Annotated in this window: 16 protein-coding genes and 1 other annotated feature; all 16 genes read left to right on the top strand. The window is 37.3% G+C overall.

The features are described 5' to 3' along the window. Positions 1-26: 26 nt before the first annotated feature. The 16 genes from V7121_RS12330 to V7121_RS12405 all read left to right on the top strand — a co-directional run bounded on the left by V7121_RS12330 (position 27) and on the right by V7121_RS12405 (position 13,792). Entirely contained in the window at positions 27-662 is a 636-nt protein-coding gene (locus V7121_RS12330; RefSeq protein WP_335496479.1) for an NfeD family protein, read from the top strand. A gap of 15 nt (positions 663-677) precedes the next feature. Continuing rightward, positions 678-1,670 (top strand): flotillin-like protein FloA, encoded by a 993-nt coding sequence (gene floA, locus V7121_RS12335; protein ID WP_335496477.1) that lies wholly within the window; start codon positions 678-680, stop codon positions 1,668-1,670. 31 nt (positions 1,671-1,701) lie between these two features. Next, on the top strand, positions 1,702-2,148 hold the full coding sequence (locus tag V7121_RS12340) for a hypothetical protein (RefSeq protein WP_335496476.1): 447 nt from the start codon (positions 1,702-1,704) through the stop codon (positions 2,146-2,148). Between the two features lie 87 nt (positions 2,149-2,235). Beyond that, positions 2,236-2,520 carry a sporulation protein YqfC gene (yqfC, locus tag V7121_RS12345; RefSeq protein ID WP_335496472.1) on the top strand — a complete coding sequence of 95 codons (285 nt, stop codon included), beginning with the start codon at positions 2,236-2,238 and terminating at the stop codon, positions 2,518-2,520. Between the two features lie 15 nt (positions 2,521-2,535). Continuing rightward, positions 2,536-3,729 carry a sporulation protein YqfD gene (gene yqfD / locus V7121_RS12350; RefSeq protein ID WP_335496470.1) on the top strand — a complete coding sequence of 398 codons (1,194 nt, stop codon included), beginning with the start codon at positions 2,536-2,538 and terminating at the stop codon, positions 3,727-3,729. Then, on the top strand, positions 3,726-4,694 hold the full coding sequence (locus V7121_RS12355; RefSeq protein ID WP_335496467.1) for a PhoH family protein: 969 nt from the start codon (positions 3,726-3,728) through the stop codon (positions 4,692-4,694). Before yqfD ends, V7121_RS12355 begins: the two co-directional genes overlap by 4 nt. A 203-nt stretch (positions 4,695-4,897) precedes the next feature. Further along, on the top strand, positions 4,898-7,069 hold the full coding sequence (locus tag V7121_RS12360) for an HD family phosphohydrolase (protein ID WP_335496465.1): 2,172 nt from the start codon (positions 4,898-4,900) through the stop codon (positions 7,067-7,069). After that, positions 7,066-7,536: an rRNA maturation RNase YbeY gene (gene ybeY, locus V7121_RS12365; protein ID WP_335496463.1), complete on the top strand. Its 471-nt coding sequence runs from the start codon at positions 7,066-7,068 to the stop codon at positions 7,534-7,536. Before V7121_RS12360 ends, ybeY begins: the two co-directional genes overlap by 4 nt. Beyond that, complete coding sequence (locus V7121_RS12370; protein ID WP_335496462.1) at positions 7,520-7,900, top strand: diacylglycerol kinase family protein; 381 nt, start codon at positions 7,520-7,522, stop codon at positions 7,898-7,900. Before ybeY ends, V7121_RS12370 begins: the two co-directional genes overlap by 17 nt. A gap of 201 nt (positions 7,901-8,101) precedes the next feature. Beyond that, the gene (locus V7121_RS12375) at positions 8,102-8,503 is read left to right on the top strand and encodes a cytidine deaminase (RefSeq protein ID WP_335496459.1); all 402 of its coding nucleotides are present in this window, start codon (positions 8,102-8,104) and stop codon (positions 8,501-8,503) included. Beyond that, positions 8,493-9,416 (top strand): GTPase Era, encoded by a 924-nt coding sequence (era, locus tag V7121_RS12380; protein ID WP_335496457.1) that lies wholly within the window; start codon positions 8,493-8,495, stop codon positions 9,414-9,416. Before V7121_RS12375 ends, era begins: the two co-directional genes overlap by 11 nt. 188 nt (positions 9,417-9,604) lie before the next feature. Continuing rightward, a complete protein-coding gene (locus V7121_RS12385) occupies positions 9,605-9,748 on the top strand; it encodes a YqzL family protein (protein ID WP_066257674.1) in 144 nt (47 codons plus the stop codon). A gap of 34 nt (positions 9,749-9,782) precedes the next feature. Continuing rightward, complete coding sequence (gene recO, locus V7121_RS12390) at positions 9,783-10,535, top strand: DNA repair protein RecO (protein WP_335496454.1); 753 nt, start codon at positions 9,783-9,785, stop codon at positions 10,533-10,535. A gap of 50 nt (positions 10,536-10,585) precedes the next feature. Next, positions 10,586-10,770: a binding site (T-box leader), on the top strand. A gap of 63 nt (positions 10,771-10,833) precedes the next feature. After that, positions 10,834-12,216, top strand: a complete 1,383-nt coding sequence (locus V7121_RS12395; protein WP_335496452.1) for a glycine--tRNA ligase — start codon at positions 10,834-10,836, stop codon at positions 12,214-12,216. A gap of 99 nt (positions 12,217-12,315) precedes the next feature. Further along, positions 12,316-12,948 (top strand): helix-turn-helix transcriptional regulator, encoded by a 633-nt coding sequence (locus V7121_RS12400; protein WP_335496449.1) that lies wholly within the window; start codon positions 12,316-12,318, stop codon positions 12,946-12,948. A gap of 34 nt (positions 12,949-12,982) precedes the next feature. Beyond that, positions 12,983-13,792, top strand: a complete 810-nt coding sequence (locus V7121_RS12405) for a pyruvate, water dikinase regulatory protein (protein WP_335496447.1) — start codon at positions 12,983-12,985, stop codon at positions 13,790-13,792. Positions 13,793-14,222 lie beyond the last annotated feature (430 nt).

A 14,222-nucleotide genomic window follows, 5' to 3' on the forward strand; every position in this document is an offset into this window, starting at 1 on the left:
GAATATGAGAGAAAGGGGGTCCTCGAATGATTGAATTTCTTACTGACCCGGTTGTTGTAACTGTTTTATTATCGATTGCTGGGATCGGAATTGTATTAGAGCTTTTTTCATCAAAGTTCGGTGTAGCCGGTTTTATCGGTGTGTTCGCACTGATTTTATTCTTTTACGGGCATTTCCAAGCAGGTTTGGCTGGATACGGCACCTTATTATTATTTGTAGCAGGATTGCTGCTTATTTTCTTAGAGTTCTTTTTACCTGGGGCTATATCGGGCACGCTTGGTGTTGCAGCCTTAATATTTAGCCTTTTTCTAGCAGGTGAAGATTCAATCCAAATTGGGGTGTCTATCTTAATAGCCATTTTCTTTTCTGTTTTAGTTTTCTTTTTGATGATTAAGATTTTTAACAAAAAGCTTGTTTTATTTAATAAGATGGTCCTTTTTGATTCGGCTCGGAAAGAAGATGGATATGTTTCCAATATTAATCGTATTGATCTGTTGGGAAAGGAAGGGGTAGCCCTAACCATATTGCGGCCAGCCGGAACTGTTATTATTAATCATGAACGAATTGATGCAGTTAGTGAAGGCGGCTTTATCGAGCAAAATGCAAGTGTAAAAGTCATTAAAGTTGAAGGAGCACGCATTGTGGTAAGAGAGGTAGAATAATAAGGGGGTAAAAAAATGATTGTAGGTAATGGAACGATCTTTATTATTGCGGTTGTAGTAGTTGCCTTAATTTTATTAGGGATTTTATTATCATTTGTTCCGGTCATGCTGTGGATTTCCGCTTTAGCAGCCGGTGTCCGCATCAGTATCTTTACATTAGTCGGAATGAGGCTCAGGAGGGTAACACCTAGCAGGGTGGTTAATCCACTCATAAAAGCCCATAAAGCCGGTTTAAATGTGACCACAAACCAATTAGAAAGCCACTACCTTGCTGGCGGGAATGTAGACAGAGTAGTTAATGCATTAATTGCCGCACACCGTGCTAATATTGAGTTATCCTTTGAGCGCTGCGCTGCAATTGATTTAGCCGGACGTGATGTGTTAGAAGCGGTTCAAATGAGCGTAAATCCGAAAGTCATTGAGACTCCATTTATCGCCGGTGTTGCTATGAATGGGATCGAGGTTAAGGCAAAAGCTAGAATCACTGTTCGTGCCAACATCGAACGTCTTGTCGGCGGTGCTGGAGAAGAAACGGTCGTTGCTCGTGTCGGTGAAGGGGTTGTTAGCACAATTGGTTCCTCTGATAGTCATAGTAAAGTTCTTGAGAATCCGGATTTAATTTCTCAAACAGTTCTTTCAAAAGGATTAGATGCTGGAACTGCTTTTGAAATCCTCTCCATCGATATTGCAGATGTAGATATCGGTAAAAATATTGGGGCTGAACTACAAACAGAGCAAGCAGAAGCGGATAAGAAAATTGCTCAGGCAAAAGCAGAAGAGCGCAGGGCAATGGCCGTGGCTCTAGAACAAGAAATGAAAGCAAAGGTTCAAGAGATGAGAGCAAAGGTTGTCGAATCGGAGGCAGAAGTTCCCCTTGCAATGGCTCAAGCACTTAAATCAGGAAATATTGGTGTAATGGACTATATGAATTATAAAAATATTTCAGCTGACACTGAGATGAGGGGTTCCATTGGAAAGATGACCGGTGACAAAAAAGACGGACAATAACCACTTTGGGATATGAAAGGAGTGGTGATTATTGGAAAGTATATTATTCATGATTATTGTCGGTATTGTTTCTGTACTTTTTAAAAAGTCAAAAGGGAAGCAGGGCCAACCTAAAAATAAGCCCTTTTCAACTAATACCTTTGAGGATATTCGTACGATGGTTAAGAAGCAGCTAACCTACAATGAAAATCGGAAAACTGTCCCAATGGAAGTTGAGAGAAAAACAGAAGTCATTCTTAATAATCTAGAAAATCTCGACAATAAATACCTGCAGTTGAAACAAGAAAGTAAAGGAACTCGCGTTGGAATCACTTTGGCCCAGGCAAGAGCTGATAGTGAAAGAGTTAAAAAAGAACAAGAAGATGCTAGCGACTTCCATCTTGTTCCCGATGAAAAAAACCTGATAAATAGTATAATCTGGTCGGAAATTCTTGGAGAGCCCCGGGCGAAAAAACCTTATCGACCAAGAAATGGCTAGGAATAAAACAACTGAACGAAAAAGAAAAAGGTGTGCTAGAACCCCCTTTCATTTCATAAATATGAGATGAAAGGGGGTTCTTTTTTTATGGCGAAAAAATGGGGCCAAAAAGTCCGTAACTGGATGGCCGAAAAAATGGATCTTCCTCAAGATGTAATGATGGATTTACCCCGAATCACAATGATCGGGCAAATTCATGTCTATATAGAGAACCATCGAGGCTTGCTGGTGTTTACTGATAAAGAACTCCGCCTGCTACTAAAGCAAGGTCAACTATTGATAAAAGGGAAATCTTTTGTTATTAAAACGATTTTACCTGAAGAGATATTGCTTGAAGGGAAAATTGATCAGGTCGTTTATATAAATGAATAATCCGGGAGGAACATAATGAATAACCAATGGATCGAATTTATTAATGGCAAAGTTACCGTTAAAGTATCAGGGAAGGGCACAGAACGATTTATTAACGTCCTTACAAGAAATGATCTGCCAATTTGGAATATTAAAAGGCATGGAACAGAGACGATTACTTTTAGTATGAGGCTTAAGGATGCCAAAAATATTCGACATTATGCAAGGAAAAGTGAATGCTCCATCTCCTTCTTACGAAGGAACGGGGTTCCTTTTTTAATTCGGAGAATGTTAAAAAATAGCGGCTTTTTGGCGGGGGCAGGAATTTTTCTGTTACTTTTAATGGTGCTTTCCAATGTAATCTGGGGAATTGAAATAAAAGGAGCAAAGCCAGCGACAGAGTATCAAATTCGGAAAGAATTGGACAAGATGGGTGTGAAAATAGGAAAGTTGCAATTTTTTGTAGATAATGTGGAGGGCATTCAACGCCGTTTAACCAATAATGTGGGAGACTTGACCTGGGTTGGTGTGGAATTAAAAGGGACAACCTTTCACTTCCAAGTAGTCGAAAAAAATGAGCCGAAAAAACCCGAGAAATTATCCCCGAGAAATCTAATTGCAAAGAAGAAAGCAATCATTGTTAATATGTATATTGAGAATGGTCAAAAAATGGTCGATATTAATGATCACGTTGAGGCAGGGCAACTTCTTGTTTCGGGTGCATTCGGTCAAGAAGATAAACCAGAGCTTGTGGCTGCAAAGGGAGAAGTATGGGGGGAAACTTGGTATAAAAGTCATGTTGAACTCCCATTAGTTACGAACTTTAAAGTTTTTAATGGAAAAGAAAAGGAAAAGCATTACATCGTCTTTGGTAAATTTGAACTCCCTGTTTGGGGATTTGGCAAGCCGGAATTTAGTAATTATGAATCAGAAGAGGATGATCATAAAATTCATTTCTTGAAGTGGGAATTGCCAATATCTTATCTCAATAAGACCCTTCGTGAGCGGGAGGAGGTAGTGCGTTCTTATACCGTTAAAGAAGCACAACAAATTGCCATAGATCTTGCAAAAAAACAAATAAAAGAGCGGTTAGATGAGGATGCTATCATAAAGGATGAAAAAATTTTACACAAGGTAAATAAAAATGGTAAAGTTATACTGGATATTCATTTTAAGGTAATTGAAAATATTGCAGTCGGACAACCGATTTCCAAGGAGACTAGTGAATGACAGAGAAGTTAACTACCATAAGTGTACAGCTTGAGAATCCTGCAGAAGCGATTAGTTTGCTGGGGAATTCTGATTCCAACTTAAAAATGATCGAACAGGAGTTGGGTGTCACAGTCATTACTCGTGGTGAAGCAGTAAGTTTATCTGGTGATGAAGACAAGGTAAATCTTGCAGGACAGATTCTGAATAAATTAATGATTGTGATCCGTAAAGGGATAAATATAAGCCAAAGAGATGTACTTCATGCTGTTCAAATGGCAAATGCAGGTACACTAGAGTATTTTGTGAATTTGTATGAGGAAGAAATTGGTAAAAGCGCTAAAGGAAAAACAATTCGAATAAAAACACTTGGTCAAAGACAATATGTGATGGCAATTAAGAAAACTGACCTAGTTTTCGGGATAGGACCTGCTGGAACAGGTAAAACCTATCTAGCAGTAGTCATGGCGGTCAATGCCCTGAAAAATGGACAGGTTAATAAAATCATCTTAACTAGACCTGCGGTTGAGGCGGGAGAGAGCCTAGGGTTCTTACCAGGAGACTTGAAGGAAAAAGTAGATCCTTATCTGCGCCCTCTGTATGATGCACTCCACGACATATTAGGAACAGAGCATACCCAAAGGTTAATGGAACGCGGAACGATTGAAATTGCCCCACTTGCTTACATGAGGGGGCGGACATTGGATGACGCTTTTGTTATACTGGATGAGGCCCAAAATACTACCCATGCCCAAATGAAGATGTTTTTAACAAGATTGGGTTTCGGTTCAAAAATGGTTATAACAGGCGATCAAACACAAATTGATTTGCCAAAAGGAGCAAAGTCTGGATTGATTGCTGCAGAATCCATCCTAAAGAATGTCAATGGTATTTCGTTTGTTTTTTTAGAACAAACAGATGTGGTTCGTCATCCGCTCGTTGGAAGAATTATCGAGGCTTACGAGAAGAAAGCAATTCAACAATAACAAGAGGGGTAGACCTATTGGAGGTTTACCTCTTTTCTTGCCTATATTAGAACTCAAAACAAATCTTCTCCTAAAGTGGGTGAAACTTGTTAGAAAAACTGTTATCATTTTACATAAAGCACACATAGAGAATATATGACAATTTATGGTAACTATTTAATCTCAAAGAATTTTTTTAACGGGCAGTGGTTGGAGGGATATATGTGAGTACACTTCAGCAATACTTCATTCGAATACGCAAACTGCTGGATATAACTTTTTTTCTCATTCTATTTTTTATTGTTTTAGGTATTGTGTTATTTTCAGCGATGTATAGCAATGTGAAACCTGAAAAGTTGGATATTAGTTTGTTTTCAGTTGCAGAAAAAACCATACGTTCTCCTGGAACTGTGGAGGATAAAAAAAGTACAGAAAATAAACGTAAGGATGCTCTCGACCAAGTTCAAGATGTGTATACCTTAAAAAAGGAATACACACAAAATCGAGTTGATTTAATTAGTTCCATTTTTCAAGCAATGGTTGAAATGAATGATGAAATAAAAGATGAGATTAAGAAGCATGCAGAGTTAGCTGCAGAAGAAAAGCCTGTAAAAGTTGAGCCGAGTGATACTGAAAAAATTGATCGGTTAAAAGCCAAATTAACATCAACTGTATCAAAGGGTCTATCCGATCAGGTCTTTGCTGCTTTAGTACAAGCAAGTAATGATGAATTGTCGATTGCGAAGGATTTAACTGTTACAGCAATTAATAATGTAATGGCTCAACGTATTTCTGCTGATGACGTAGAGAATGCCAAAAAGAGGGTTGAGGAAGAATTAAAATATACGACCTTAAATGATAATTTAAGAAATGGCGTCATTGAATTAGGCAGATATGCGGTCATTCAAAATGAATTCTATGACCCTAATGCAACAGAAGAACTAAGGCAGCAAGCGGTCGAAAGTGTTGAACCAGCAAAAATCCTTCAAGGTCAAATAATTGTTGAAGAAGGTGAATTAATTAACCAAGATATATATCGACAATTAAAGTTAGTTGGTCTCCTCGACAACGAGAGATCCTATAAACCATTTATTGGATTAATGGTCCTAATAACAATCATCCTATCATCGATTTATTTTTATTTTTCACAAATTAAATCAATTCCAGAAAAGAGACAGACAAACTTGCTTTTGTTTGGGATTATTTTCATTCTTGCGATTACTATTATGAAAATCATTAGTATGCTGCAAATCTTTAATTACGCAGGGATCGGTTACCTGTTTCCAGCTGCTTTAGGTGGAATGATAATAAAAATTTTAATTGATGAAAAGCTCGCCACCTTAATGTCAATCATCATGGCGGTTTGTGGTAGTATCCTCTTTAATGAAGGGGTCACTGGGACGTTAAACTTTTCTGAGGGTATCTATATCCTCTTCAGTTCGCTAGCGGGAATCCTATTTTTAAGCAATCAAAACCAACGGTCGAAGATTTTGCAGGCAGGAACCTTTGCTGCACTCGTAAATATCCTGACTATATTAGCTTTGATGTATTTGCCTAATGGGCAATTTTCTGGAATTGAATATGGATACTATTTGATAACAGCAGTAGTTTCAGGGATAGGTTCTGCAGTGTTAACGATTGGTTTCCTTCCTTTCTTTGAGGCGAGTTTTGGGATATTGTCAACAATGAGGCTAATAGAACTTTCTAATCCAAACCATCCATTGCTTAGAAAGATACTAATGGAAGCACCTGGTACCTATCACCATAGTGTAATGGTCGCAAATTTAGCAGAATCTGCTTGTGAAGCCATCGGAGCAAATGGGCTTTTAGCTAGAGTAGGGAGCTATTACCATGATATTGGTAAAACAAAGCGTCCTAACTTTTATATTGAAAACCAAATGCATCTTGAGAATCCCCATGATCGTCTCCCGCCGGAAAGAAGCGCAAATATTATCATTGCCCATGTAACGGATGGATCAGATATCTTAAAAAAATATCATATGCCAAAGGAAATTATTGATATTGCTGAACAGCATCATGGAACAAGCCTACTAAAATTCTTTTATCACAAAGCTATCCAGGGGGATACGGAGGTAAGGGAAGAGGATTATCGTTATCCAGGGCCAAAGGCAAAAACAAAAGAATCTGCTGTGGTTGGAATCGCTGATAGTGTGGAAGCCGCTGTTCGGTCATTGTCACAGCCTACGCCAGATTTAATCGAATCACTTGTTAAGAAAATTGTTGCCGATCGTCTTCAAGATGGCCAACTAAATGAATGTGATCTCACCATGAGGGAAATAGAAACTGTATCCGAGGCCTTATGTGAGACATTAAAAGGAATTTTTCATTCTAGAATTGAGTACCCAGAAATGATAAAGAAGGTGAAGCAAGCATGACATTACTAATAGATTGTATCGACGAAACTGAAAGTCTTTCTGAAGAACAAAAGCTTGAAATTGAAAGAATTATTAACTTTGCAGCTAAAAAACAAAAGGTTGAACAGCATAGTGAAGTTTCCGTTACATTTGTTTCAAATGAAAGAATTCAGGAAATTAACCGAGAATACCGTGATAAAGACAAGCCAACAGATGTTATTTCGTTTGCTATGGAAGAGCTTGGGGAAGGTGAAGTGGAACTCGTAGGAGCTGAAATGCCTCGTGTTTTAGGTGATATTATTATCTCTATTCCAAAGGCAATCGAGCAGGCTGAAGAATATGGACACACATTTATACGTGAACTTGGTTTCCTAGCAGTTCATGGATTTTTGCATCTACTAGGGTTTGACCATATGACAGAAGAAGATGAGAAAGAAATGTTCACACTCCAGAAGGAAATATTAGACGAATATGGACTCAAACGATAAACGATCACAAGTGAGTTTTTTTAAATCATTTTCGTATGCTTTTGCAGGAATAGCAAACGCAATAAGATACGAAAAAAATATGCGTTTCCATGTATGTAGTTCAATTGTTATTCTAATAGTTGCGTATTACTTTTCAATTACTAAAACAGAATGGTTATTTATCCTAATGGCGATAGGGGGAATGCTGGTTTTAGAGTTAGTAAATACTGCAATCGAAAGAGTTGTTGACCTCGTAACAAAAGAGTATCATCCTTTGGCCAAACAGGCGAAAGATTTAGCTGCAGGAGCAGTATTTGTGTATGCTATTCTTTCTGTCGCAATTGGGATCATTGTTTTTTTACCCTATATTTTTAAGTTAGGGTAGGCCATTTGAGGAGTATATGTTGTATGAAATTTGAAAAGAAATTATGAATTGGGTAAAATGACTTATCAGCGAAAATTATGGACTAGCTGATTTGTAAGAAAATTCTAATTTTTTGATTTTTTTGACTTTGGGTAATGATTTTCAATGGATTTTGAGGTAAAATAAAGGAACAGCAGATTCTGCTGGAAGGGAAGAACACTAGTGAACATCGAACAACTAATTGAGGAAGCAAAAAAGGCAAGAGAAAAAGCGTATGTCCCATACTCCAAGTTCGGAGTAGGTGCTGCCTTGCTAACAAAAGATGGAAAAGTATATCATGGCTGTAATATAGAAAATGCCGCCTATAGTATGTGTAACTGTGCCGAGCGTACTGCCTTATTTAAAGCCTATTCAGAGGGAGATAAGGATTTTCAAATGATTGCGGTGGTAGCAGATACAGACCGGCCATGCTCCCCATGTGGTGCCTGCCGGCAGGTGATTTCAGAATTATGCTCCAAAGATATGAGGGTTATTTTAACAAACTTAAAGGGTGATACGTTAGAAATTACCGTAGAAGATTTATTGCCTGGAGCATTTGCACCGGAGGACCTTCATGTTAAATAATGAGAACTCTAGCAAAGGTTATAAATCAGGTTTTATTTCAATAATAGGCCGGCCTAATGTTGGTAAATCTACATTTCTTAATCGTGTAATCGGCCAAAAAATTGCAATCATGAGCGATAAGGCACAAACCACCCGGAACAAAATTCAAGGCGTACTAACAGTGAATGATGCTCAGATGATTTTTATTGACACGCCAGGGATCCATAAACCCAAACACAAATTAGGCGATTTTATGATGAAGGTAGCTGTAAATACACTTAAAGAAGTAGATTTGATTTTATTTATGGTAAATGCTGAAGAAGGTTTTGGTCGTGGAGAAGAATTTATACTTGAAAAATTCCAATCAGTAAATACTCCAATCTTTCTTGTAATAAATAAAATAGATCAAATTCATCCTGATAACCTGTTGCCAATTATTGAATCGTATAAAGAAAAATATAACTTTAAAGAAATTGTGCCAATTTCTGCACTTGAAGGGAACAACGTCGAGCGTCTGCTGGATCAGATTAAGTCATTTTTACCTGAAGGACCTCAATACTATCCTGCCGATCAAGTGACCGATCATCCTGAACGGTTTATTATTACCGAGTTAATTAGAGAGAAAGCGCTTCATTTAACCAGAGAGGAAATCCCACATTCTTTAGCTGTGGTACTTGATAAAATGGAGCGTCGTGAAGGTAAAGAAATTATTGATGTAATGGCCACAGTTATTGTTGAACGTGATTCACAAAAAGGAATCATTATCGGCAAGCAAGGCAGCATGTTAAAAGAAATAGGCAAAAGAGCTCGAGCTGATATTGAAAATCTTTTGGGATCGAAAGTCTATTTAGAGTTATGGGTAAAGGTACAAAAAGATTGGCGTAATAAGATGTCCCAGCTGCGAGATTACGGCTTCAATGAAGATGAATATTGATTAACCCGAGTCTAAAGGCGCTTCCGCTTTCAAATAACCCTAACTAAAATATTACCGCTAAATTAAAAATATGCATGGACAACATTAACAAAATTTTTATCTTATGATTTTTGCGCTGGCAGGCTATGATAAATGTAAGGTTTGGGACTGAAAGATAGCTAGTCTAAATATGAAAGGTGGGGTTTTCGATGATGGATTTTACGTGGAAAGTATTCCTCCAAACAGGTAATATTGACACATATCTTCTCATTAAAGAACTTGAGAAGGAAAACCAAGAAATACCCGGAAATCTGAATGATGAACTAGCACAAATCGATTTTCCCGTTTCATGAGTTTGTCTTCGTGCTATTTTAGAAGGTGACATTAATGCTTCAGAAGTGTGAAGGCATTGTTATTCGATCAACAGATTATGGTGAAACAAATAAAATAGTAACGATTTATACAAGAGAATGGGGAAAGGTGGGTGTGATGGCTCGTGGTGCTAAAAAGCCTAACAGCCGCCTTTCTTCAATCACACAGCTGTTTACCCACGGTTATTATTTAATCACGAGAGGCTCAGGGTTAGGTAGCCTGCAGCAGGGTGAGACCGCTACTTCATTAAGAGCGATTGGTGAAGACATATTTTTAACTGCATATGCTAGTTATATTGTCGAGTTGACCGATAAATGCACGGAAGAAAAAAAACCTAACCCATTTCATTTTGAATTGCTTTTTCAGACATTGAATTACTTAAATGAAGGGTATGACCCTGATATTCTCATGAATATATATGAGATGAAGATGTTAAATGTACTTGGATTGAACCCAATCTTAAATCAATGTTCCGTTTGCGGCTGTACAGACGGACATTTTTCTTTTTCCATTCGAGAAGGTGGTTTTATCTGTCATCGTTGTCTGGAAAAAGATCCGTATCATCTTCCATTATCACCAGCTGCGGTAAAATTATTAAGGCTATTTTACTTTTTAGATCTTTCTAGGTTAGGAAACATATCTGTTAAAGAAGAAACTAAAGCTGAACTTAAGAAGGTTATTAATTCCTACTACGAAGAATATTCTGGGCTGCACCTTAAATCCAAGAAGTTTCTTCAATCTATGGATAAATTCCGCAATCTCTTATAAATGCCTTGTTGACAATGTTTGGAGTTTTCGTTATTATTTTCTTTAATAAAATAATTGCAGTGACGGAAAAGAGTACTTAGTAATCCTTATAAAAGCGAACCTAGGGCGGTGTGAGCTAGGGTATAGGGCACTAACGAAGGCGTTCCTGAGCAAACTTTGTGTTTAAAACACATTTAAAGAGGCTGCTTTTGGGGCAGCAAATAGGGTGGAACCGCGGGTAACTCTCGTCCCTATGCTTATTAGCATAGGAACGAGAGTTTTTTGTTTGATTTAAAATCAATTAAAAGGAGCAATTTCAATGAATGTAACAATGGAACAAATCGTCTCACATGCAAAACATAGAGGATTTATTTTTCCAGGTTCAGAAATTTATGGGGGACTAGCAAATACTTGGGATTATGGCCCGCTTGGCGTTGAATTTAAGAACAATATTAAGCAGGCTTGGTGGAAAAAGTTCGTTCAAGAATCACCATTTAATGTGGGCTTAGATGCTAGTATTCTGATGAACCCCCGTACTTGGGAAGCATCAGGACATATTGGGAATTTCAATGATCCGATGATTGATTGTAAAAATTGTAAAGCCCGCCATCGGGCCGATAAATTAATTGAAAATGCTTTGGATGAAAAAGGCATCGAAATGGTGGTTGATGGTTTACCATTTGAAAAAATGGAAGAGTTGGTAAAAGAACATAATATTGCTTGCCCAGACTGTGGCAGTCATGATTTTACAGGCATTCGTCAATTTAACTTAATGTTTAAAACCTTCCAAGGTGTTACAGAATCGAGTACTAATGAAATTTTCTTACGCCCTGAAACAGCACAAGGTATTTTTGTTAATTTTAAAAATGTACAGCGGACGATGAGAAAGAAAATGCCATTTGGTATTGCCCAAATTGGTAAAAGTTTCCGAAATGAAATTACACCGGGGAATTTCACGTTCCGGACAAGGGAATTTGAACAAATGGAACTTGAGTTTTTCTGTAAACCTGGTGAAGAACTAAAATGGTTTGATTACTGGAAACAATATGCTGAGAACTGGTTAATGTCTTTAGGACTTACCAAAGAAAATTTACGTCTTCGTGACCACTCAGAAGATGAATTATCTCACTACAGTAATGCGACAACTGATTTTGAATTTAAATTCCCGTTTGGCTGGGGAGAGCTTTGGGGTGTTGCCTCTCGGACAGATTATGATTTAAAGCAGCATATGGAGTTTTCAGGTGAAGATTTCCATTACCTAGATCCTGAAACAAATGAGAAATTTGTCCCTTATTGTATTGAACCTTCATTAGGGGCAGACCGAGTTACGTTAGCCTTCTTAATTGATGCTTATGAAGAAGAACAGCTTGAAGATGGCACCTCTAGGACAGTCATGCATTTCCATCCAGCATTAGCACCATTTAAGGCAGCCGTCCTTCCTTTATCAAAGAAATTGTCTGAAGAAGCACGTGAAGTATTTGCAACGCTAGCTAAACATTTTTCAGTTGATTTTGATGAATCAGGTTCGATTGGTAAACGGTATCGCCGTCACGATGAAATTGGTACTCCATTCTGTATTACCTATGATTTTGACTCTAAAGAAGACAATATGGTAACTGTCCGTGATCGTGATACCATGGAACAAACACGTATTCCAATCCTTGAACTAGTTAGCTTTTTGCAAGAAAAAATGATGTTTTAATGGAAAACTCGCCAAATGGCGAGTTTTCTTAGTAGATGCATTAGTATATAATAATGCTAATAAAATAATTTAGATAAAAGCTTCTAAGTGGTATAAAAGGTGGTGTCAACAATCGAACTGACCAAACGGCAAGAACATATTTTGCAAATTGTAAAAGAAAATGGGCCTATTACGGGGGAACATATTGCAGATCAATTAAGTCTGACGAGAGCAACACTACGGCCGGATCTTGCCATTTTGACGATGGCTGGTTTTTTAGATGCAAGACCAAGGGTGGGATATTTTTACACCGGAAAGTCGGGGGCGCAGCTATTAACCGAAAATTTACAAAAAATTTATGTGAAGGATTATCAATCGATTCCAGTTGTAGTAAACGAAAATATCTCCGTATATGATGCGATTTGTACGATGTTTCTAGAAGATGTGGGAACATTATTTGTAGTGGATCAAAACACAATCCTTGTTGGTGTCTTGTCCAGAAAAGATTTACTACGAGCAAGCATAGGGAAACAAGAACTATCTACCATACCTGTTAATATCATTATGACAAGAATGCCGAATATTACAATGTGTGAACGGGATGATTTATTAATCGATATCGCAAAGAAATTAATTGAAAAGCAAATTGATGCACTACCTGTGGTTCGAAAAACAGAGAATGGATTTGAGGTAATCGGTAGGTTAACCAAAACAAACATTACTAAAGCATTTGTTGCATTAGGTGACGAGTAAATAAGACATCAAGTAGAGGGGTTGTTGAGGGAGAATGAGTTTACCAATTATTTATGTTGTTTCTGATTCAGTGGGGGAGACGGCTGAGCTAGTGACGAAAGCGGCTATAAGCCAATTCAATGGCTCAGGAATGACATTAAAAAGATTTCCTTATGTGGAAGACGAAGAACATATTGAAGAAGTTCTTTCATTAGTTTTATTGGATAAAGCAATGATAGCATTTACCTTAGTGAAACCTGAAATGCGTACATATATTAAGAATAGAGCAGAACAAGAGGGTATTCTAGCTGTTGATTTAATTGGACCAATTATGGATCAGATTCAAGTCTTTAGTGGGAAAACGCCTTTATGTGAACCAGGTCTTGTACGAAAATTAGACGAGGATTATTTTAAAAAAGTGGAAGCAATTGAATTTGCTGTAAAATATGATGACGGCCGCGACCCAAGAGGAATATTAAAAGCAGATATCGTTTTAATTGGAGTTTCTAGAACTTCAAAGACACCACTTTCACAATATCTGGCTCATAAACGTTTAAAGGTTGCTAATGTCCCGCTTGTACCAGAAGTGGATCCTCCAGAAGAACTTTACAGGGTTCCAATCGAGAAATGTTTTGGCTTGAAAATAAGTCCTGAAAAGTTAAATAATATCAGGAAGGAAAGATTAATTTCATTAGGGCTGAATGATAAGGCAAGTTATGCTACTCTTGAAAGAATCAAAGCGGAGTTAATCTTTTTTGAAAAAATAGTTGAGAAAATAAACTGCCCAGTTATTGATGTTACTAACAAAGCAGTCGAAGAAACTGCAAATGTTATCTTAAATTATATTCATAAAGGGAGAGCTTGACACATAATCAACTGATTATGTGTTTTCTTCTGAAAGATAGTGAAATTATAATGATAAAAAGTTATGGCAAAATGATAATAAATGTACTATAATAAAAAATTGTGATAAAAATATATCTTTTTAGGTTTAGACTTGCTTATGAACGAATAAACTATTTATTGTGAGATGTCAAGGGGACCCCCTAAAAAGAATTCGACATAAATCCTTTTACAAAAGTTATTGGGTAAAGAAGGAATATGCGGAGTGATGTAGAATTAATACTTATGTAAAAGGCAATCCGACTATTTATGTCGATGCAGATTCCTGCTCGCTTGACGGAGATTGTCGAAATAGCATTCGAGTAAAGTATTATCGATCTTTTTATCGCTTCCTTTAATCATCATATGAAAGAGGAAAATCTACATATGAGGACAGGAAATATGTTGGTTTT

The organism is Neobacillus drentensis (assembly GCF_036962125.1).
In the GTDB taxonomy this organism is placed as follows: Bacteria; Bacillota; Bacilli; order Bacillales; family Cytobacillaceae; genus Neobacillus; species Neobacillus drentensis_B.